Origin of the sequence: Streptococcus xiaochunlingii (assembly GCF_006385805.1) — a bacterium.
In the GTDB taxonomy this organism is placed as follows: domain Bacteria; phylum Bacillota; class Bacilli; order Lactobacillales; family Streptococcaceae; genus Streptococcus; species Streptococcus xiaochunlingii.
In genome coordinates this window covers 529,236-548,393 of record NZ_VFSG01000001.1, presented here as the reverse complement: position 1 = coordinate 548,393, position 19,158 = coordinate 529,236, and the positions used below count along the sequence as shown (strand labels likewise).

Annotated in this window: 20 protein-coding genes; all 20 read left to right on the top strand. The window is 42.3% G+C overall.

Annotated features, from left to right (window positions below; all coding sequences use genetic code 11):
• Positions 1 to 58 precede the first annotated feature (58 nt).
• The 20 genes from FJR71_RS02830 to FJR71_RS02730 all read left to right on the top strand — a co-directional run bounded on the left by FJR71_RS02830 (position 59) and on the right by FJR71_RS02730 (position 19,102).
• Positions 59 to 553 (top strand): YkgJ family cysteine cluster protein, encoded by a 495-nt coding sequence (locus tag FJR71_RS02830; protein WP_048690661.1) that lies wholly within the window; start codon positions 59 to 61, stop codon positions 551 to 553.
• Complete coding sequence (pynA, locus tag FJR71_RS02825) at positions 553 to 1,245, top strand: pyrimidine 5'-nucleotidase PynA (protein ID WP_125336092.1); 693 nt, start codon at positions 553 to 555, stop codon at positions 1,243 to 1,245. The genes FJR71_RS02830 and pynA overlap by 1 nt, the downstream gene beginning before the upstream one ends.
• 792 nt (positions 1,246 to 2,037) lie before the next feature.
• Positions 2,038 to 2,787, top strand: a complete 750-nt coding sequence (locus FJR71_RS02820; protein ID WP_140814041.1) for a hypothetical protein — start codon at positions 2,038 to 2,040, stop codon at positions 2,785 to 2,787.
• A gap of 123 nt (positions 2,788 to 2,910) precedes the next feature.
• Positions 2,911 to 3,183: a 30S ribosomal protein S16 gene (gene rpsP, locus FJR71_RS02815; RefSeq protein WP_006596292.1), complete on the top strand. Its 273-nt coding sequence runs from the start codon at positions 2,911 to 2,913 to the stop codon at positions 3,181 to 3,183.
• Between the two features lie 19 nt (positions 3,184 to 3,202).
• Positions 3,203 to 3,442 (top strand): RNA-binding protein KphA, encoded by a 240-nt coding sequence (kphA, locus tag FJR71_RS02810; RefSeq protein WP_003001620.1) that lies wholly within the window; start codon positions 3,203 to 3,205, stop codon positions 3,440 to 3,442.
• A 42-nt stretch (positions 3,443 to 3,484) separates the two neighbouring features.
• Positions 3,485 to 3,817 carry a MazG nucleotide pyrophosphohydrolase domain-containing protein gene (locus tag FJR71_RS02805; protein WP_107849268.1) on the top strand — a complete coding sequence of 111 codons (333 nt, stop codon included), beginning with the start codon at positions 3,485 to 3,487 and terminating at the stop codon, positions 3,815 to 3,817.
• Between the two features lie 75 nt (positions 3,818 to 3,892).
• Positions 3,893 to 4,675: an alpha/beta fold hydrolase gene (locus FJR71_RS02800; RefSeq protein ID WP_140814040.1), complete on the top strand. Its 783-nt coding sequence runs from the start codon at positions 3,893 to 3,895 to the stop codon at positions 4,673 to 4,675.
• 35 nt (positions 4,676 to 4,710) lie between these two features.
• Entirely contained in the window at positions 4,711 to 5,229 is a 519-nt protein-coding gene (gene rimM, locus FJR71_RS02795; RefSeq protein WP_037615386.1) for a ribosome maturation factor RimM, read from the top strand.
• Positions 5,219 to 5,935 carry a tRNA (guanosine(37)-N1)-methyltransferase TrmD gene (trmD, locus tag FJR71_RS02790; RefSeq protein ID WP_140814039.1) on the top strand — a complete coding sequence of 239 codons (717 nt, stop codon included), beginning with the start codon at positions 5,219 to 5,221 and terminating at the stop codon, positions 5,933 to 5,935. Before rimM ends, trmD begins: the two co-directional genes overlap by 11 nt.
• Before the next feature lie 129 nt (positions 5,936 to 6,064).
• Positions 6,065 to 8,239 (top strand): coiled-coil domain-containing protein, encoded by a 2,175-nt coding sequence (locus FJR71_RS02785; protein WP_140814038.1) that lies wholly within the window; start codon positions 6,065 to 6,067, stop codon positions 8,237 to 8,239.
• A gap of 381 nt (positions 8,240 to 8,620) precedes the next feature.
• Positions 8,621 to 9,364 (top strand): DeoR/GlpR family DNA-binding transcription regulator, encoded by a 744-nt coding sequence (locus FJR71_RS02775; RefSeq protein ID WP_048716102.1) that lies wholly within the window; start codon positions 8,621 to 8,623, stop codon positions 9,362 to 9,364.
• Entirely contained in the window at positions 9,361 to 10,272 is a 912-nt protein-coding gene (pfkB, locus tag FJR71_RS02770; protein ID WP_140814037.1) for a 1-phosphofructokinase, read from the top strand. Before FJR71_RS02775 ends, pfkB begins: the two co-directional genes overlap by 4 nt.
• Positions 10,269 to 12,236, top strand: coding sequence for a PTS fructose transporter subunit IIABC (locus tag FJR71_RS02765; RefSeq protein ID WP_140814036.1), 1,968 nt, complete (start codon positions 10,269 to 10,271; stop codon positions 12,234 to 12,236). Before pfkB ends, FJR71_RS02765 begins: the two co-directional genes overlap by 4 nt.
• Before the next feature lie 141 nt (positions 12,237 to 12,377).
• A complete protein-coding gene (locus FJR71_RS02760) occupies positions 12,378 to 12,752 on the top strand; it encodes a DUF1149 family protein (protein ID WP_006596301.1) in 375 nt (124 codons plus the stop codon).
• 3 nt (positions 12,753 to 12,755) lie between these two features.
• Positions 12,756 to 13,604 (top strand): DegV family protein, encoded by an 849-nt coding sequence (locus tag FJR71_RS02755; protein ID WP_140814035.1) that lies wholly within the window; start codon positions 12,756 to 12,758, stop codon positions 13,602 to 13,604.
• A gap of 9 nt (positions 13,605 to 13,613) precedes the next feature.
• Entirely contained in the window at positions 13,614 to 14,381 is a 768-nt protein-coding gene (gene dapB, locus FJR71_RS02750) for a 4-hydroxy-tetrahydrodipicolinate reductase (RefSeq protein ID WP_048716094.1), read from the top strand.
• On the top strand, positions 14,378 to 15,598 hold the full coding sequence (locus FJR71_RS02745) for a CCA tRNA nucleotidyltransferase (RefSeq protein ID WP_140814034.1): 1,221 nt from the start codon (positions 14,378 to 14,380) through the stop codon (positions 15,596 to 15,598). Before dapB ends, FJR71_RS02745 begins: the two co-directional genes overlap by 4 nt.
• A complete protein-coding gene (locus FJR71_RS02740; protein ID WP_140814033.1) occupies positions 15,595 to 17,466 on the top strand; it encodes an ABC-F family ATP-binding cassette domain-containing protein in 1,872 nt (623 codons plus the stop codon). Before FJR71_RS02745 ends, FJR71_RS02740 begins: the two co-directional genes overlap by 4 nt.
• 10 nt (positions 17,467 to 17,476) lie before the next feature.
• Positions 17,477 to 18,007, top strand: coding sequence for a DUF308 domain-containing protein (locus tag FJR71_RS02735; RefSeq protein WP_140814032.1), 531 nt, complete (start codon positions 17,477 to 17,479; stop codon positions 18,005 to 18,007).
• A gap of 135 nt (positions 18,008 to 18,142) precedes the next feature.
• Entirely contained in the window at positions 18,143 to 19,102 is a 960-nt protein-coding gene (locus FJR71_RS02730) for an ROK family glucokinase (protein ID WP_048716086.1), read from the top strand.
• Positions 19,103 to 19,158 lie beyond the last annotated feature (56 nt).

The window sequence follows — 19,158 nt, the reverse complement described above, 5'->3', positions numbered from 1 at the left end:
TCTTTTTTGTTGAGTATGGTATAATGATCTTATTCATTTAGCAATTAGAAAGTAGTTTATGTCTCAAGAAATTGATTTAGAAAAATACCATCAGTTAGCGGTTCAAAAGCAAAAGGAGCACCGCAAGGTATTGGCAAATCTGAAAAAGAAGCCGCCTAAAAATCTAGATAAAATAGCCCAAGAGATTCACGATGAAGTCTTTCAAGAAATTGATTGTACCGCCTGCGCCAACTGCTGTAAGACCCTAGGCCCCGATTTTAAAGAAGCAGATATCACGCGCATCGCCAAGTATTTCAAGATGAAGCTTCCCGCTTTTGAGGCGGAATTTCTTCAAGTCGATGAAGATGGGGATAAGGTTTTTAAAGCTATGCCTTGCCCCTTCCTTGAAGGTGACAATCTCTGCTCCATCTACGATGTGCGTCCCAAGGCTTGCCGAGAATTTCCTCATACAGATCGCAAGAAAATCTACCAGATCAACCATCTGACTATCAAGAATACCCTCACTTGCCCAGCAGCCTATTTATTTGTAGAAAAATTGAAGGATCGTTTATAATGACATATACATTTTTACTTTTTGACTTAGACCACACCTTGTTGGACTTTGATACAGCGGAGGAAGTTGCCTTAACGCAATTTCTTCAAGATCAGGGGGTTCAAGATATTCAAGCTTTTAAGGATTACTACAAACCCATGAACCAAGGGCTCTGGAAGGATTTGGAGCAAAAGAAGATTAGCAAGAAAGACTTGATTAACAGCCGGTTTGCCATCGCCTTTGCCCATTTTGGAAGACAAGTAGATGGTGAAGAGATGGCCTTGCGCTACCAGGACTACATTAGTCAACAGGGACAGACTTTCCCAGGAGCAGAAGACATGTTAGCTAAGCTAGTAGAAAGAGGTTACCAGATCTACGGTGCTACCAACGGCGTTACTGCTATTCAGCAAGGGCGCTTGAAGCAGTCAGCCATCACACCTTATTTCAAAGAAATCTTCATCTCTGAACAATTAGGAACTCAAAAACCGGAAGTGGCCTTTTACGAAAAAATTGGGAACCTAATCCCAGGATTTGCTAAGGAACAAGCTCTCATGATTGGGGATTCTTTGACGGCGGACATCGCTGGAGGCAATGCTGCGGGGATTGATACCGTCTGGTACAATCCGAATCATAAAGAAAATACCAGTCCAGCAGTGCCGACTTATGAAGTGGATTCTTATGAGGCGTTATTGGCTCTCTTGCGAAAAGATTAGCCTAGTACTGATACCAGTTGTTTTCAGTTAGAGGTGAAATGGAATTGACCTGAAAAGAAGGAGATGTAAACGGGGTTAAATGATTAGAAGAAATTTATTTTTTCAATTTCTTATTCAACTAGCTTATATCCTCCTATTAGCTGGTGCAGCTTTCTATTTGTTATGCTTATTGAATGGGATGGATTGGGACCAAGCTACTGTTCAGGAAAGAAAAGGGTTTCGAGCGTGGATAATGCTAGGCTGCACGGTTTCTTTCATTCTCATTCGGCAAGTATTCGAATTTGTTCGTCTGATTTGTAAAACAAGCAGAAAAGGCAGAGAGTTTTCGCAGCAATGGAACGAATCAATCTCTTTGCTGGAGATAGAGAAGGAATCAACATTTAGTGAACCGAGGTTGAAGTTACTAGTATATAAGGGTTATTTGATAACCTATCGCTCTTGTTTCGACTATCTGAGAATAGATGAGGACATTTGGAAAATCCAACTTCAGAAATTTCAAAAGTATAGTTATAGTAGGTACTCTGGTAGAAACAAATCACTTCTTCCTCCTAAGTATTTTCTTGTGTTAAGGGATTTTGACTACAAGGAATACTATCTCGCTATCAGCTATCAGAAAGAGGAGTGGCATCATTTTTGGACCTATCTGATGAAGCAATATCCCTGGATTGAATGTAGCGGTGATGTGGAGGAGCATCAAATATAAGCATCTCTTTAACAACCTGAATAAGCTTTGTTCAAATTTCATTCCATTACAAACTAGCTCTCGGGCTAGTTTTTTGTTATCATGGAGGAATGAATAAATTAAAACAAATAAAGGGTAGGATCAAGAAATGGATCGGCTACCTGATTCGTGCATACTTCATAGGGGGCGCTCTCTTGATTTGTTTTCTTTTTTATTTTAGTAATCAAGAAGAAAAAGAAATCCAACAGCAAATTTCCGGCTTTTATCAGGAAGCGGGATTTAAAGGAGACCTACATTTTAAAGCAGCTAAACTCCATGGGATGTCGACCGAATATGCCTATAGCTATCAAGAAAGGGTTGAGGGAAAGACGGTCCAGTTTGACTTTCCCGATGCGACTCATCTATCAAAAGAAGAAACTGGGAAAAACTATGACACGGCAGGAGAACTGGCTCAACATTACAACAGTTGGTTAGTAGCCCCGTTTTTTGAAAGAGCCTTTACGGAATCTCAAGGATTTCAACAATTAAAGCAAGAGATAAAAAAGCGATTTCATCAACAAGGCCTCGAGGTAAGCGAGGTTCGTCTTCAGTTACCAAACCAAAATCCCGATTTTGAAGATCAATTGGCAAGAGACTTACTGGCTGCTGAAAAAATAGGAGAAACAGATCTTCGAGGGATTCTGACCTTGGATTATGCTACCTACCGCCAAATTAAGGGGTTTTCCTTTACCGTTACGGTAACTTCCCTCGCCAAAGAATTTGAAGGGAAGCACTTGGATGTATCCGGTCTTCCTTCTGGGAACTATGTGATTGAATCGGATTCCAAAGATGAAGGATCTTATTACTTTGAGATCGATTAAAAAATTTTTAATAGTGTCAAGTTTTTTTCTTGACAGGTCTATAAAATGTGTTATAATAGATCATGTGCTAAATAGCTTGTCTATTTCACCGAAAATTAAAATATAGAAAAGAGACTTATAAAAATGGCAGTTAAAATTCGTTTGACTCGTATGGGTTCTAAGAAAAAACCTTACTACCGTATCAACGTAGCAGATTCACGTTCACCACGTGATGGACGTTTCATCGAAACAGTTGGAACTTACAATCCACTTGTTGAAGAAAACCAAGTTACTTTGAAAGAAGACCGCGTTCTTGCATGGTTGGCTGATGGAGCTCAACCTTCAGATACAGTTCGCAACATCCTTTCAAAAGAAGGTGTCTTGAAGAAATTCCACGATTCTAAATTCTCAAAATAATCAAAAAGTAGGTTGATGTATGGATACGATTGAAAATCTTATTATTGCAATTGTGAAACCTTTGATTTCACAACCGGATGCCTTAACCATCAAGATCGAAGATACTCCTGAATTCTTGGAGTACCACCTTGACCTTGATCCTAGCGATGTTGGTCGAGTGATCGGTCGGAAAGGTCGCACCATTTCTGCGATAAGAACGATTGTCTACTCTGTCCCAACTGAAGATAAAAAAGTAAGAATCGTTATTGACGAAAAATAAAAGGCGGGACTCTGTCCCGTTTTTTTGTTGCAAGGAGAAGGAATGAGAGATTTAACAGTTAGACAACTAGAGGAATACTTACTTGATCATTATCAACAATCTAGAACAGAAGAAGGACTTTTTATCAAACTAGTGGAAGAAGTTGGAGAAGTCGCTGAGGTTTTAAATGGACGTTCAGGTAGAAAAGAAGGTGTCCAAGATTCAAACGAGGTATTGGCAAAGGAGTTGGCAGATATCATTCATTACACAGTGGCAATTGCAGCTATCAACCATATCGACCTAACGAAGACCATTTTTGAAAAAGACAAGAAGGCAGCCATCAAGTATCAGCATGAACAAGATTTGGAAGGCTTTTTAGCAAGAAAGTCCATTTGAGAAAATCTATTGAACGTGATAAAATAAAACCTAAGAATGTTAAGTGAATTGTTGTTTAGAAGGAGTTATTTTGATATGAACCGATTTGAAGTAACTACAAAGATTGGTTGTCTCTCTGTTACTTATAAAAAGGGAAATAAAATACTAGTTTGTTTAAATGGTGCTGGTTTGATACCAAGTTATGAAAATTTCCTACCAATCCTTGAAAAACTTCCTTCCTCAATAGGTTACTTAACGATTGATTTTCCGAATACAGGCAGGAGTCCGATTCATAGTCAAACAGGAATTAATTTGGACAATCTTGTTGAAGCAGTATTCGAAATCCTGAAAAGGTTGGAAATTTCCGATTATATACTTTGTGTTCATAGTTTAAGTGGTGTTTTGGCTTTAAAGTTACTGAGTAAACCAATTAAGTGTCAAGCTTTGATAGCAATTGAACCAACAACAAAAAATATAATGTTTGCTGATTTTTCAAAAAATCCTTATCCAGAAATGGAAGAGCAAATGAGGATGATTGAAGAATGTGGTCCGGAAAATTATTTTAAGGGACTAACTCATGCAACATTTGAACCTGAAACTGATAGACTGATTTGGGAATTGATGGAAGAAAAGGGCTTAGAATTGGAAAAGCAAGTTCCTGGATTTCAGATATCAGTAAATATTACCGCTGAAGATTTTGATAGTTTGACCTTAGCAGATAATATTCCTGTTTTCGTATTTTGTCAGGCGTACAGAGAAAAAGAGTACAGAGATTCAGAATATTGGAATTCAAATACGAAACTCATTCTAGGTGGAAACCACCACTATCTACACTGGTCAGAATCGGAAAAAATTGCAACTCTTATTAGAGAACTGTAAAGATAAATTAATTAAAAGAGGAATGTAGTGAAATCATGAATTATTTTAACGTTGGGAAAATTGTAAATACCCAAGGCTTACAAGGAGAGATGCGGGTCTTGTCTGTGACAGACTTTGCGGATGAGCGCTTTAAAAAAGGAGCTGAATTGGCCCTCTTTGATGAGAAGGATCAGTTCGTCCAAACAGTGACCATTGCTAGCCACCGCAAGCACAAGAACTTCGACATCATCAAGTTTAAGGATATGTACCATATCAATGCCATCGAAAAATTCAAGGGCTTTAGCCTCAAGGTTGCGGAAGAAGACTTGACGGATTTGGATGAGGGCGAGTTTTATTACCATGAGATCATCGGCCTTGATGTTTATGAAAATGACCAGCTAATCGGTCAGATCAAGGAAATCCTGCAACCAGGTGCTAATGATGTCTGGGTAGTCAAACGCAAAGGCAAACGAGACCTTCTCTTGCCTTATATCCCACCAGTGGTGCTCAATATCGATATCCCGGGTAATCGGGTCGATGTGGACATCTTAGAAGGGTTAGACGATGAAGATTGATATTTTAACCCTCTTTCCAGAGATGTTTTCGCCTTTGGAGCACTCGATCGTCGGCAAAGCGCGTGAGAAAGGCCTATTAGAGATAAACTACCATAATTTTCGTGAATATGCGGAGAAGGCACGCCACGTCGATGATGAGCCCTATGGTGGTGGGCAAGGTATGCTTCTACGAGCGCAGCCGATCTTTGATGCCTTTGATGCCATTGAGAAAAAGAATCCGCGCGTGATCTTACTGGATCCTGCTGGTCGGACCTTTGACCAAGCCTATGCTGAAGAATTAGCTCAGGAAGAGGAATTGATCTTTATCTGTGGCCACTATGAGGGTTATGACGAGCGGATCAAGACCTTGGTGACAGATGAGATTTCTTTGGGGGATTATGTTCTGACGGGCGGTGAGCTAGCAGCCATGACCATGATTGATGCGACAGTCCGCTTGATTCCAGAGGTGATCGGAAAAGAGTCCAGCCACCAGGATGATAGTTTTTCGTCTGGTCTCTTAGAGTATCCCCAATACACACGGCCTTATGAATACCGAGGGATGACGGTTCCAGATGTCCTCATGAGTGGTCACCATGAAAATATCCGTCAATGGCGTCTCTATCAGAGTTTGAAAAAGACCTTGGAGCGTCGCCCTGATCTGCTAGAAAACTATGAATTGTCAGCAGAAGAAGAAAAAATGTTGAAGCAAATTAAACAGGAAGACTAACAGCGACAGCTGTTTTTCTTTTGCTCTAAAATTAGAAAAATTCTTTCCCATCCTACTAGTTATTGGTAACAAAATGTGGTATTCTTATGAAGAGAGAAGAGAAATGAAAAAGTTTTGGTGGGGATTGCAATGAGCAAAAAAATAGGAAAATCAGTCTTTACAACGGGTGTCGCTGCGACAACCCTCTTTTCAGGTTTGGCTGGACATAAGGCGCAAGCAGAGGAGATCTCCCAGGAGGCTGCTGCTGATCAGCAGTCGACGGATGTGACTGGAATGGATTCAAGTTTTATGGATATGAATATCTTAAATGAACAGTTGTTAAAAGCTGAAAAAAAAGTAGAAGACCAACGTTTGCGCTTAAATCAAGCTCAATCTGAATACAATGTAGCCAAGTCTGGTCTTGAAGCTGCTGAAGCGAACTTGCATACCACTGAAGCAAGGATTAAAGACTCCAATCAAACCTCCATTAGCAAAACTGAAAATGAAGTTGCGGTTGCAGAAGCAGTTGTTACTTTAGAAGAAGACAAGGTACGCCAAGCAACAGAAGCCGATCGCCAAGTCCGTTCTGCCATAAAGAATCAAGAGAATAAAATTGCTGCCCAACAGTTGCTTGTTGATATTGCAGGTAATGAATTGAGAAAAGCCAAACAACCCATCCAGAACGATGAGACAGTATTAGCCAACGCACAGCAAAAAGAGGAGCAGGTGCAAAACGAATTAAAAATAGCTCAAGCATTAGTAGTTAATCTGACAGAAACTCATGCCAATGTGCCTCAGGTCTTAAAGCAGGTTTCTAGTGAGATTGCTGGTGCACAGGAGAAAATTGAGCGATTAGCCCATCAAATTTCTCTAAAAGAAGTGGAGTTAGAACAGGTCCGTGAAGCGGCAATGCTGAGTCCCATCAATCTTCAACAGGCGAGCTATGAGACCTTACTTAAAGAGTGGGCCAAGGCGGGTGACCAAGGCGCTGTCGGAGCCTTGTCTCTTTATAGCCGTAGGAGTGAAGAGGACCAGCTGGCAGGTGGAAAGGTCACTAGATTAGATAACGTCTTAAAAGCGTTAGAAATCGTAGATACGATTAATCTGTACCGTCGCCAGGCTGGTTTAGAGGAGCTCTTGGTAGATCCTTATCAATTGCCTGCTAGTCAACTTCAAACAGAGTATTATGTAAACCATCGAAAAGGCTTGTCCAGTTACCAAGAGAATGAGAATGTTGCCTGGGGCTATCGACCTAGAGAAGCGGTTGCCTTCTGGTATAGTGAAAAAGACCACTATCGTCAATTAGCCAAGCAATTCGATTTACCGACGGATGAAAGTCAGCTAGATCCTAGACAGATCTCCAGAAAAATGGGACCGGAGCTATTTGCTAAGGTTGGCCACTATGTCCAAATGATGGGAAATCAATACAAGGCCATTTCAGTTGCCTATGATCCAGATTTAGAGGTATCTCAAGCAGCTTTCTTTGAAGAAGGAAGCCCGCTTTATACCAGCGAAGAACTGACCAAGTGGATGAGAAAAGTTGCCAATGCAAGGACGACAAAAGCGGATGTGAAGGCTGTAAAAAATATATTGGAGAGCCTAAAGGTTGAAAAGATTAACCAAGAGTCTCGCATCAATATCCTTTCTGGGCATTTATTCGATGTTAAGAATTCTCTTGCAAGTCATGAGCAACTATTGGCGCGTGCACAACGTAACCTAGCTTCACTGATGAAGAAATGGCAGGTTGCGTCTATAGAAGTCAAGGAAGCCGAAAACTCACTGGCAGTATCACGAGCTCGTATACAAGGTAGTATTAGCCCGAAAGAAGAAGCCTTGAAAAATGTTACTCTGGCATTAGAAGAAGATAAAAAGCAATTAGAAGCTTTACAGAATGCAGCGAAAGAGACTGCATCTAAACTTGAAGGCGCACATGCCCAACTTCAAATCGCTCAAAAACAATTAACGCAAGCTAAAGGTCATCTAAAACTGTTTACCAATTCATCTGAACTGCTAGTTGATGCCCAAGCCTTGGTGGCTTCCGCAAAAACTGAACTTGAAAAGAAAAAAGTAGAATTTGAAACAGCCTTTGCAAGTTTTATGGCTTACCAAAAAGAAGCTAGTGAGTTCAGGAGTCGAATAGAGAAAATTCATTCAAATGAGGATGGAAATAAATCTGCAGTAGCAGGAGAGGAAGAAGTTACTCAATCAGAAGATCACTTGCAAGAAGAAGCTAACCTTGAGAAACCTACTGGAAAAGACGAACACAAAAGTAAAAAGGGATTATCCAAATGGTTCCGAGGGCTTGGGTTTAAAAAAGATGAATAGTTGTTAAAGTGAGAGTGGGACAGAAATCGGTAATTCGTTAGAATTCGATTTCGTAGTCCCACCTCCGCACAGTTGAGTAGGGCTGTAAAAGCTGATGAAATCAGCGTAGTAGAGCCCACTCAACCACTGAGTCTTGCTCGATAATCCAAAGACAATTGAGAGGTTAGGACTTTTGTCCCAGCCTCTTTTTTATTCTGTCAGAAATTTACTGCTGAGGTTTTTAGGTATTTTGTTCAAGACTTAAGTAGCGATATGAAAAGAAAGTATAATGGACGATTTTAAAGAAATTGATAGAAAATGAAAGAAAATGATATTTAATGCTTGACTTTGAAAGATGAGAGAGTATAATAGTCCTTGTAATCGTTTCCGAAAGGAGGTTATATGTTAAAATCTGAACGAAAACATATCATTTTAGAAAAGGTTATCAAAGAGCGAATCGTCTCTATTGAGGATTTAGTTCAAGAGTTAAACTCTTCAGAATCAACGGTTCGGCGTGATTTAGATGAGCTAGAAGCTGAGAATAAACTGAGACGAATTCATGGTGGGGCTGAAAGTCTCCATTCCTTGCAGGAAGAAGAAAGCAATAAAGATAAAGCGATCAAAAACGTGCAAGAAAAATCTGCTATTGCAAAAAAAGCAGCAGAATTGATCAAAGATTTTGAAGTTGTCTTTATCGATGCAGGGACCACCAATGAATTATTAGTTCATGAATTGGCCAATCCAACCGTTACAGTTGTGACCAATTCCATTCACCATGCAGCGAGTTTAGTGGAGAGAGATATTCCGACGGTCATCATCGGAGGGATGGTCAAGACGTCGACTGACGCTAGCATCGGAGGGATGGCCTTGAATCAAATCGGTCAGTTAAGTTTCGATCGAGCTTTTATTGGGATGAATGGCGTCGACCTAGAGTCGTACAGCACTCCGGATCTTGAAGAGGGGGCAGTCAAACGGGCCATTTTAGAGAATGCAAAGAATACTTACATTCTCCTGGACTCGTCAAAACTTGGGCGGACATCTTTTGTTAAGGTAGCTCCAGTGAAGAGAGCAACCATCATTACCAATGCTTCAGATACGGAAATCCTTTCTAAATTAAAAGAAAAAACGGAGGTTATTGAGGTTTGATTTATACAGTTACATTAAATCCAGCGATTGATTACATCGTCCGTCTCGATCATGTAGAGACAGGGGCGGTCAATCGGATGGCTTCGGAAGATAAATTCGCCGGTGGTAAGGGAATCAATGTCAGTCGTGTCTTAAAGCGTCTTGATATCGAGAACACAGCGACTGGATTTATCGGTGGTTTCACAGGACGCTTCATTGAAGACGTACTGACCAGCGAAGCTATTTCAACCAACTTTGTGACAGTGGACCAAGATACACGGATCAATGTCAAGATCAAGGCCGATGAGGAAACCGAGATCAATGGGAACGGCCCAGAAGTGACGGAAGCGCAGTTGCAAGAATTGCTCACCATCCTCTCAAGCTTAACAGCGGATGATGTGGTAGTTTTTGCAGGGTCTGCTCCATCTTCACTTGGGAATGCCGTTTACAAACAATTGATCGCAGCAACTCGTGCGACAGGTGCGCAAGTGGTTTGTGACTTTGAAGGGCAAACCTTGATTGATTCCTTGGAGTTCAATCCCCAATTGGTCAAACCAAACAACCATGAATTGGGAGCTATTTTTGGAGTGACCTTGACGGAGTTGCCAGAAATTGAACGCTATGCCAAAGAAATCTTGGCCAAAGGAGCACAAAACGTCATTATTTCAATGGCGGGCGATGGAGCTCTTCTTGTCAGTCCAAGTGGTACCTACTTCGCGAAACCTATCAAAGGGCAGGTGAAGAACTCTGTCGGGGCTGGTGATTCCATGGTAGCAGGTTTCACTGGGAAACTCGCAACAACAGGAGATGTCATCGAAGCCTTCAAATGGGGTGTAGCTTGTGGAACAGCGACCACCTTCTCAGATGACTTGGCGATAGCTGAATATATTAAAGAAACTTATGAAAAAGTAGAGGTAGAAAAACTATGAAAATTCAAGACGTTTTAAATAAAAACGTGATGTTGTTTGATCTTCAAGCAACAGATAAAGAGGGCGTGATCAATGAGATGGTCCAATCGCTCGTCGACAATGGTGTGGTGACAGATTTTGAGACCTTCAAGGCTGGCATCATGAACCGTGAAGCACAAACTTCAACTGGTTTGGGTGACGGGATCGCTATGCCCCACAGCAAAAATGAAGCTGTCAAAGAAGCAACGGTCTTGTTTGCAAAATCAAACAAGGGGGTTGACTATGCTTCACTGGATGGTCAACCAACAGACTTGTTCTTCATGATCGCAGCTCCAGAAGGGGCAAATGATACCCACTTGGCAGCTCTTGCTGAATTGTCTAAGTACTTGATGAAACCAGGATTTGCGGACAAACTTCGCCAAGCAAGCACTCCTGATCAAGTGATCGCAGCCTTTGATGCAGAAGAGCAAGAAGCTGTAGCTGAAGAAGCGAAAAAAGCAGAATCAGTCAAAGAAGCAGCTTCATCTGACAAACCGCTCATCGTTGCTGTTACAGCATGTACAACTGGTATCGCCCACACTTACATGGCGGAAGAAGCCCTCATCAAAAAAGGTGAAGAAATGGGTGTTACAGTCCGTGTTGAAACCAACGGGGCATCAGGTGTCGGCAACCGCTTGACAGCTGAAGAAATCGCAAAAGCTGAAGGGGTCATCATTGCTGCAGATAAGGCAGTTGAAACCGCACGTTTCGATGGCAAAAAATTGATCTCTAAACCAGTCGCAGCTGGTATCCGTCAGACAGAAGAATTGATCCAAACCATCTTGGATGGCAAAGCAGAAGTCTTCCTCGCTGAAAATGCTGCACAAGCTAGCGCAAGCCAAGAAAAATTGAGCTTGGGTGGAGCCTTCTACAAACACTTGATGAGTGGGGTTTCTCAAATGCTTCCATTCGTTATCGGTGGTGGTATCTTGATTGCCCTTGCCTTCTTGGTCGACCAAATCCTTGGGGTGCCTCAAGATCAATTGTCTCAACTTGGTTCATACCATGAATTAGCAGCTCAATTCAAAACAATCGGTGGTGCAGCCTTTGGCTTCATGCTTCCTGTACTTGCAGGGTACATCGGATTCTCAATCGCTGAAAAACCTGGTTTTGTAGCAGGGTTTATCGCTGGATCTATTGCTAGCTCAGGATCAGCATTTGGAAATATCGCCTACGGCGCTGCTAAAGGTGAGTTGCCAGCAGCAGTATCATCTGGTTTCCTTGGTGCCTTAGTTGGTGGTTTCCTTGCAGGTGGAGTGATTCTTGTTCTTCGTAAAGCTCTAGCAGGTCTTCCACGCTCTCTTGATGGTATCCGTTCAATCCTTCTCTTGCCATTACTTGGTGTTGGTTTGACAGGGTTCTTGATGTTCCTCATCAATATTCCAATGGCTGCTATCAATACTGGTCTTAACAACTTCCTTTCAAGCTTGTCAGGTAGCTCAGCTGTCCTTCTTGGACTTCTCGTCGGCGGTATGATGGCTGTCGATATGGGTGGACCAGTTAACAAAGCCGCTTATGTCTTCGCTACAGGTACACTTGCTGAATCTGTTGCTTCAGGTGGTTCTATTGTTATGGCAGCCGTTATGGCGGCTGGTATGGTTCCACCATTGGCAGTCTTCGTAGCAACTGTCTTGTTCAAAGATAAATTCACACAAGAAGAACGTGATTCAGGTTTGACAAACATCGTTATGGGTCTTTCCTTCATCACAGAAGGTGCCATTCCATTCGGTGCAGCTGACCCAGCTCGTGCCATCCCTAGCTTCATTGCAGGTTCTGCATTGACAGGTGCCCTTGTTGGTCTTGCAGGCTTGAAACTTATGGCTCCTCACGGAGGAATCTTCGTTATCGCTCTTACATCAAATCCACTTCTTTACATCTTGTTCGTATTGATCGGTGCAGTTGTAAGTGGTATCTTGTTCGGATTGCTTCGCAAACCTAAAAACTAATCATGACGAAAAGGTTGGAATTTCCCCAGCCTTTTTCTCTTTCTTTGATAGAAAACAGTATGAAAAGACATGGTTCTGCAATAGAATCTTGATTTAATTTATGGTATAATTTTCATAACGCTTATTTTTAGGAGAACAAGTATGGATATCCAACGTGAAAAAGAATTCGTCAGCCAGTATCATTATGATGCTCGTAACTTTGAATGGGAAAAAGAAAATGGAACTCCCGAGACAAAAGTAGACGTCAACTTTCAATTAATTCAACGCGATACAGAGTTGAAGACAACCTCTTTAATCGTTATTTTGACCTATATGATTGTCTTTGATGGCTTTGTCATCAGCGGGACCATTACCCAAATCAACCACATTCACAATCGTTTGGTCAGCGAGCCAAGCGAATTCAGCAAAGAAGAAGTGGAAGAACTAGCTCGTCCTTGCTTGAATATGCTGAATCGTTTGACCTATGAGGTAACTGAAATCGCCCTTGATTTACCAGGGATTAATTTGGAGTTTTAATGCATGAAATTAGCAGTCATCACAGATTCTTCTGCCTATCTATCAGATGAATCAAGAGGACACGATAATTTATTTGTCCTAGATATTCCAGTTGTCATTGATGGAGTATCTTACGTAGAAGGTAAAAATCTGACAGCAGAAGAGTTCTATCAAAAAATGGAAGCTTCTTCTGAACTTCCGAAAACGAGCCAACCTAGTATCGCGGAATTAGAAGAACTCTTACCGCAACTAGAGGCTAAAGGCTATACCCATGTTTTAGGGATTTTCCTTTCTTCTGGTATTTCTGGTTTCTATCACAATATCCAGTATATAAAAGATGAATTTCCAAATCTTACGATCGCTTTTCCAGATTCTAAGATTACCAGCGCCCCTCTTGGGTGGATGGCTGAAGAAGCAGTTAAATGGGCTGATGAAGGCCGTTCTTTTGATGAAATTCTAGCCAACATCCAGACACAAATCGATGGGACTTCTGCCTACATCATGGTTGATGATCTCAATCACTTGGTCAAAGGGGGTCGTCTTTCCAATGGAGCGGCGATTCTAGGGAATCTCCTCAGCATCAAGCCCATCCTCTATTTTAACGAGGAAGGCGTGATTGAGGTATACGAGAAAGTCCGGACTGAGAAAAAAGCCATCAAACGCTTAGCTGAGATTGTCAAAGAAGGAACTGCAGATAAAGACTATCAGATCATTATCATCCATGGGAATGCACTGGATAAAGCAGAAACGCTTCGCGATATTCTTCATCAAGACGGTTTTGCTGGTGAGCTTCCATTTGCGACCTTTGGCAGTGTCATTGGTACGCACTTAGGAAATCACAGTGTTGCTATCAGTTTTGTACCGAAAGTATAAGGAGACAACATGCCAATTAAAGTAGTGATTGCAGGTTTTAAAGGGAAGATGGGCCAAGCAGCTTATCACATGGTGTTAGAAGACCCCGAGCTTGAACTAGTTGGCTTGATTGATCCCCATGCGTCTGAAAACGAGCTGGCAGGTGTTCCGGTCTTTCATGACAAAGAAGGTGTTTTGTCGCTGGATGCGGATGTGTGGATTGACTTCACCATCCCTAAAGTGGCGTATGAACATACCCGCTTTGCTTTGGAGCATGGACTAGCGCCTGTGGTTGGGACAACTGGATTTACAACAGAAGAAATCACTGACTTGATTGAATTGTCTCGTGAGAAGAATCTTGGAGGCCTCATCGCGCCAAACTTTGCTATTGGTGCAGTCTTGCTCATGCAATTTGCAGCGCAGGCAGCTAAGTATTTCCCGAATGTAGAGATCATCGAGTTGCATCATGATAAGAAGAAGGATGCACCGAGTGGGACTGCTGTGAAGACAGCTGAGCTGATCAGTCAGGTCCGTCAACCACAAGAGCAGGGAGCGCCAGATGAAGAAGAGAGTCTTCCAGGTGCTCGCGGTGCCAACTACCAAGGCATGCACATCCATTCGGTTCGCTTGCCTGGTCTGGTAGCCCATCAAGAAGTTATTTTCGGTAGTCAAGGAGAAGGATTGACCTTACGCCACGATTCCTACGATCGGGTGTCCTTCATGACAGGGGTCAATCTTGGAGTAAAAGAAGTAGTCAAGCGTCATGAGCTTGTCTATGGTTTAGAACATCTATTATGAGATTAAAAAAACTGCCTTCTGAATTTCAGGAGGCTTTGCCAATATTAGAAAAGATTCGAAAAGCTGGATATGAAGCTTATTTTGTCGGGGGCTCTGTACGGGATGCCATTTTAGGTCGTCCCATCCACGATGTAGACATCGCTTCCTCCTCTTACCCGGAAGAGACCAAGGCTATTTTCGAGCGGACCATTGATGTCGGGATTGAACACGGGACGGTCTTAGTTCTTGAGAATCATCAAGAATATGAAATTACCACCTTTCGGACAGAGGATGTCTACGTCGACTTTCGAAGACCCAGTGCGGTTAATTTTGTCCGTTCTTTAGAAGAAGATCTCAAGCGCCGCGATTTTACCGTCAATGCCTTTGCCTTGAGTGAAGAAGGGGAAATTATTGACCTCTTCAACGGACTAGAAGATTTGGAGAATCGGATCCTAAGAGCCGTTGGTGTAGCGACAGAACGCTTTAACGAAGATGCCCTTCGGATCATGCGTGGTTTTCGCTTTCAGGCCAGTCTTGGTTTTGATCTAGAAGAAGCAACCTTTAAGGCCATGACAGATTGCGCTCCCTTGTTGGAGAAAATCTCTGTCGAACGAGTCTTTATTGAGTTGGATAAGCTCCTCTTAGCTCCTTATTGGCGCAAGGGCTTAGAAGGTGTGATTGCTAGCCAAAGCTATCAGTACCTCCCTCTCTTACAGAATAGCCAATCGTCTCTAGAGAAACTGTTCCAGCTGTCCATGGATTATACCTTTACGAGTTCCGAGCAAGCTTGGGCTGCTTTACTCTTGACCCTAGACGAGAATAAGGTCTCTGCTTTCTTCAAGAAATGGAAAACCTCTCGTGACTTCGCTAAGAAGGTGGAGCAGTTGGTTGAAATCTACCTTTTACGTGAAAAGGCTAGTTTAAATCGTCGGGATGTCTATCGCTATGACCGTAGACTTCTCTTGTTAGCGGAAGAACTGCGTCAGGCTCATGGATTGCCCGTAGATTTCCAAATCATCGAAGAATTGTATGATTCTCTAGCTATTCATGATAAGCACGAAATCGTGGTCAACGGTGGGATGTTGATGAAGGAATACGGCTTAAAACCAGGTCCAGGTCTAGGACAAGTGCTTTCTGCTATTGAATGGGCCATTGTAGATGGTGAATTAGAGAATGACAAACAAGCCATTGGTGATTTTTTGAGTCGCTATCTTGAAGCCAAGAAGGGGGAAGCATGAGCGATTTTATTGTTGAAAAACTAACCAAGTCCGTCGGGGATAAGACGGTCTTTAAAGATATTTCTTTTATCATTCATGAGCTGGATCGGATTGGACTAATCGGGGTCAATGGGACAGGTAAAACCACTCTCTTAGATGTTTTGTCTGGTCGTGCAGGCTATGATGGAGATCGTTCTCCTTTTTCTGCAAAGAATGATTATAAGATTGGTTATCTGACCCAAGAACCTCAATTTGATGATAGCAAAACCGTCCTTGATACAGTCTTGTCAGAAGATGTGAAAGAGCTCCGATTGATTCGTCAGTATGAGTTGTTGACGAGCCAGTACGATGAGAGCCAGCAAGCGAAACTGGAAAAAGTCATGGCGGAGATGGACTCTCTCAATGCTTGGGAAATCGAAAGCCAAGTCAAAACTGTCCTGACCAAGCTGGGGATTCAAGATTTATCTGCTAAGGTGGGGAATTTGTCTGGTGGACTGCGTCGCCGTGTCCAGCTAGCACAGGTTCTCTTGGGAGACCATGATTTGTTGCTGTTAGATGAGCCGACCAACCATCTGGATATTGATACCATCGAATGGTTGACCAACTTCTTGAAGAACTCTAAAAAAACTGTTCTTTTTATCACCCATGACCGCTATTTCTTGGACAATATTTCAACTCGTATTTTCGAATTGGACCGTGGCGGTCTAATCGAATACCAAGGAAATTATCAGGATTACGTTCGCTTAAAAGCTGAGCAGGACGAACGGGATGCGGCTCTACTTCACAAGAAGCAACAACTCTATAAGCAAGAATTGACCTGGATGCGTCGCCAACCGCAGGCGCGTGCTACTAAGCAACAGGCTCGGATCAATCGTTTCCACGACCTCAAAAAGGACCTATCTCACCAGGCCATAGAAACAGATCTAGAAATGTCCTTTGAAACCAGTCGAATCGGTAAGAAAGTCATCGAATTTCAAGATGTCGATTTCGCCTATGATCAAGGACCGATTCTGCAGCGGTTTAATCTATTGGTTCAAAACAAGGATCGGATTGGAATTGTAGGGGATAATGGAGTTGGGAAGTCAACCTTGCTCAACCTCATTGCTGGGAAACTTCAACCAACTGCTGGGAAGGTCATTATTGGAGAAACGGTACGGATTGCCTACTTCTCGCAACAGATCGAAGGCTTGGACGAAAGCAAGCGGATGATCAACTTCCTGCAAGAAGTGGCGGAAGAAGTCAAGACCAGCGCAGGATCTACCTCAATCGCTGAATTGCTGGAGCAATTTCTCTTCCCTCGTTCGACCCACGGCACCTTGATTGAAAAACTATCTGGTGGTGAGAAGAAACGCTTGTATCTTTTGAAGCTCCTCATTGAAAAACCAAATGTCTTGCTTTTAGACGAGCCGACCAATGATTTGGATATCGCGACCTTGACAGTGTTAGAGAATTTCCTACAAGGGTTCGGCGGTCCGGTCATTACGGTTAGTCACGACCGTTATTTCCTAGACAAGGTTGCTTCTAAGATTCTAGCTTTTGAAAATGGTAGCATTCGAGAATTCTTTGGGAATTATACGGACTATCTAGATGAGAAAAAGTTTGAGTTAGAAATGGTTGCTGAAAGCAGCAAGCCTGAAAAAGAAAAGGTAGTCAAAGTCCGTGAAGAAAAGAAACGGATGAGCTACCAAGAAAAGCAGGAGTGGGCGACCATTGAGACTGAGATCGAAGAGATTGAAAACAAGATTGTAACCATCGAGGCTGAGATGAATGAGAATGGTTCTGACTTCGGTAAGTTGTCCAGTCTCCAGCGTCAGATGGATGAAGAAAACGAGCGACTTTTAGCCAAGTACGAACGCTATGAGTACTTGAGTGAGCTGGCAGAAAACTAAAGGAGGAAGAATGCATCATATTAGCAAATACAGTCTGTTATTGTCATCATTTTTATTTTGTGGCATTGGTTTTATTCTCTTTGTGAATCCAATCGAAAAAATTGCCACCTTTAGTTGGTTGATTTCTCTGGGATTTTTCTTGATTTCAGTTTCGCGTTTGTCGCGTTACTATCGTCTACGGACCCAAGCGACCTTGTCGGATCCCTATTTATTTCAAAGCGTGGTCTCGCTAGTCTTTGCAGTCTATCTCTTGCTATATGGCTATAAGACCTTGCCGATTGTCTTTCCGATTACACTTGGAATTTGGCTCTTGTATAAGTCTGCCTTGAGTTTGAAAAAAGCCCATTACCTATCCAAACGATCTGAAGAATTATCCAAGAAGTTTACATTTTGGGGACTGATTGAGCTGTTTATAGGTTTATTTCTCATTGTCAGTCCACTATCTATTAGTATCTTCTTGTTACATATTTTGGGATTGTTCTTCTTCGTGATTGGGGTCCAATCCTTGAGGCTCTTTTTAAAACTTCATAACGAAGAGTAATGAACTCCTGTCTGTGTTTTTGCAGACAGGTTCTTTTTTTGTAAATGAAATTGAGAGAATTCTTGAAAAACAATTGAAACCCTTTTCACATTTTGGTATACTAGTGTCAAGAGAATAGGAACAAAGGAGTGTAAAATGTCCAAAAAAATTATTGGTATTGACTTAGGTGGAACATCGGTCAAATTTGCCATTTTGACGCAAGAAGGAGAGATTCAAGAGAAGTGGTCTATCAAGACCAATATCCTCGACGAAGGAAGCCATATCGTTCCTGATATCATCGCTTCCATCAAACACCGCTTGGAATTGTTGAACTTATCCGCAGAAGATTTTATTGGAATCGGGATGGGTTCTCCTGGTGCAGTGGATCGCTTCGAAGGAACTGTCGTTGGAGCCTACAACCTCAACTGGAAAACTGTACAGCCTATCAAGAAAGATATTGAATCTGCCTTGGGAATTCCTTTCTTCATCGATAATGATGCCAACGTAGCTGCCCTTGGTGAACGTTGGAAAGGTGCTGGTGAAAACCAACCGGATGTCGTCTTCATGACACTTGGAACTGGTGTTGGTGGCGGTATCGTAGCAGAAGGAAAACTCTTGCACGGTGCAGGTGGTGTTGCTGGTGAACTTGGCCATATCACAGTTGATTTTGATCGTCCATTTGATTGTACCTGTGGGAAGAAAGGTTGCTTGGAAACAGTAGCTTCAGCGACTGGTATTGTCAATTTGACCCGCCGTTATGCAGATGAATACGCAGGAGATGCGACCTTGAAACGTCTCATTGATGATGGCGAAGAAGTCACAGCTAAGACAGTCTTTGATCTTGCTAAAGATGGAGATGAGTTGGCCTTGATTGTCTACCGTCATTTCTCTCAATACTTGGGTATTGCTTGCGCCAACATCGCTAGTGTCTTGAACCCAGCCAACATTGTCATCGGTGGTGGTGTATCAGCAGCAGGACAATTCCTCTTGGATGGGGTTCAAAAGGTCTTTGACGAGAATACCTTCCCACAAGTCCGTACGTCAACCCAATTGGTGCTTGCTAATCTTGGAAATGATGCAGGAGTTATTGGAGCTGCATCGCTTGTCCTACAATAGAATTTATTTGAAAGAGATCCAAATCGAATCATTTGGACCTCTTTTCTTTTATCCTG

Bases quoted from the DNA above. Each gene is read 5' to 3' on its own strand.
- FJR71_RS02830 (WP_048690661.1), top strand. From the start codon at position 59: ATGTCTCAAGAAATTGATTTAGAAAAATACCATCAGTTAGCGGTTCAA.
- pynA (WP_125336092.1), top strand. From the start codon at position 553: ATGACATATACATTTTTACTTTTTGACTTAGACCACACCTTGTTGGAC.
- FJR71_RS02820 (WP_140814041.1), top strand. From the start codon at position 2,038: ATGAATAAATTAAAACAAATAAAGGGTAGGATCAAGAAATGGATCGGC.
- rpsP (WP_006596292.1), top strand. From the start codon at position 2,911: ATGGCAGTTAAAATTCGTTTGACTCGTATGGGTTCTAAGAAAAAACCT.
- kphA (WP_003001620.1), top strand. From the start codon at position 3,203: ATGGATACGATTGAAAATCTTATTATTGCAATTGTGAAACCTTTGATT.
- FJR71_RS02805 (WP_107849268.1), top strand. From the start codon at position 3,485: ATGAGAGATTTAACAGTTAGACAACTAGAGGAATACTTACTTGATCAT.
- FJR71_RS02800 (WP_140814040.1), top strand. From the start codon at position 3,893: ATGAACCGATTTGAAGTAACTACAAAGATTGGTTGTCTCTCTGTTACT.
- rimM (WP_037615386.1), top strand. From the start codon at position 4,711: ATGAATTATTTTAACGTTGGGAAAATTGTAAATACCCAAGGCTTACAA.
- trmD (WP_140814039.1), top strand. From the start codon at position 5,219: ATGAAGATTGATATTTTAACCCTCTTTCCAGAGATGTTTTCGCCTTTG.
- FJR71_RS02785 (WP_140814038.1), top strand. From the start codon at position 6,065: ATGAGCAAAAAAATAGGAAAATCAGTCTTTACAACGGGTGTCGCTGCG.
- FJR71_RS02775 (WP_048716102.1), top strand. From the start codon at position 8,621: ATGTTAAAATCTGAACGAAAACATATCATTTTAGAAAAGGTTATCAAA.
- FJR71_RS02765 (WP_140814036.1), top strand. From the start codon at position 10,269: ATGAAAATTCAAGACGTTTTAAATAAAAACGTGATGTTGTTTGATCTT.
- FJR71_RS02760 (WP_006596301.1), top strand. From the start codon at position 12,378: ATGGATATCCAACGTGAAAAAGAATTCGTCAGCCAGTATCATTATGAT.
- FJR71_RS02755 (WP_140814035.1), top strand. From the start codon at position 12,756: ATGAAATTAGCAGTCATCACAGATTCTTCTGCCTATCTATCAGATGAA.
- dapB (WP_048716094.1), top strand. From the start codon at position 13,614: ATGCCAATTAAAGTAGTGATTGCAGGTTTTAAAGGGAAGATGGGCCAA.
- FJR71_RS02745 (WP_140814034.1), top strand. From the start codon at position 14,378: ATGAGATTAAAAAAACTGCCTTCTGAATTTCAGGAGGCTTTGCCAATA.
- FJR71_RS02740 (WP_140814033.1), top strand. From the start codon at position 15,595: ATGAGCGATTTTATTGTTGAAAAACTAACCAAGTCCGTCGGGGATAAG.
- FJR71_RS02735 (WP_140814032.1), top strand. From the start codon at position 17,477: ATGCATCATATTAGCAAATACAGTCTGTTATTGTCATCATTTTTATTT.
- FJR71_RS02730 (WP_048716086.1), top strand. From the start codon at position 18,143: ATGTCCAAAAAAATTATTGGTATTGACTTAGGTGGAACATCGGTCAAA.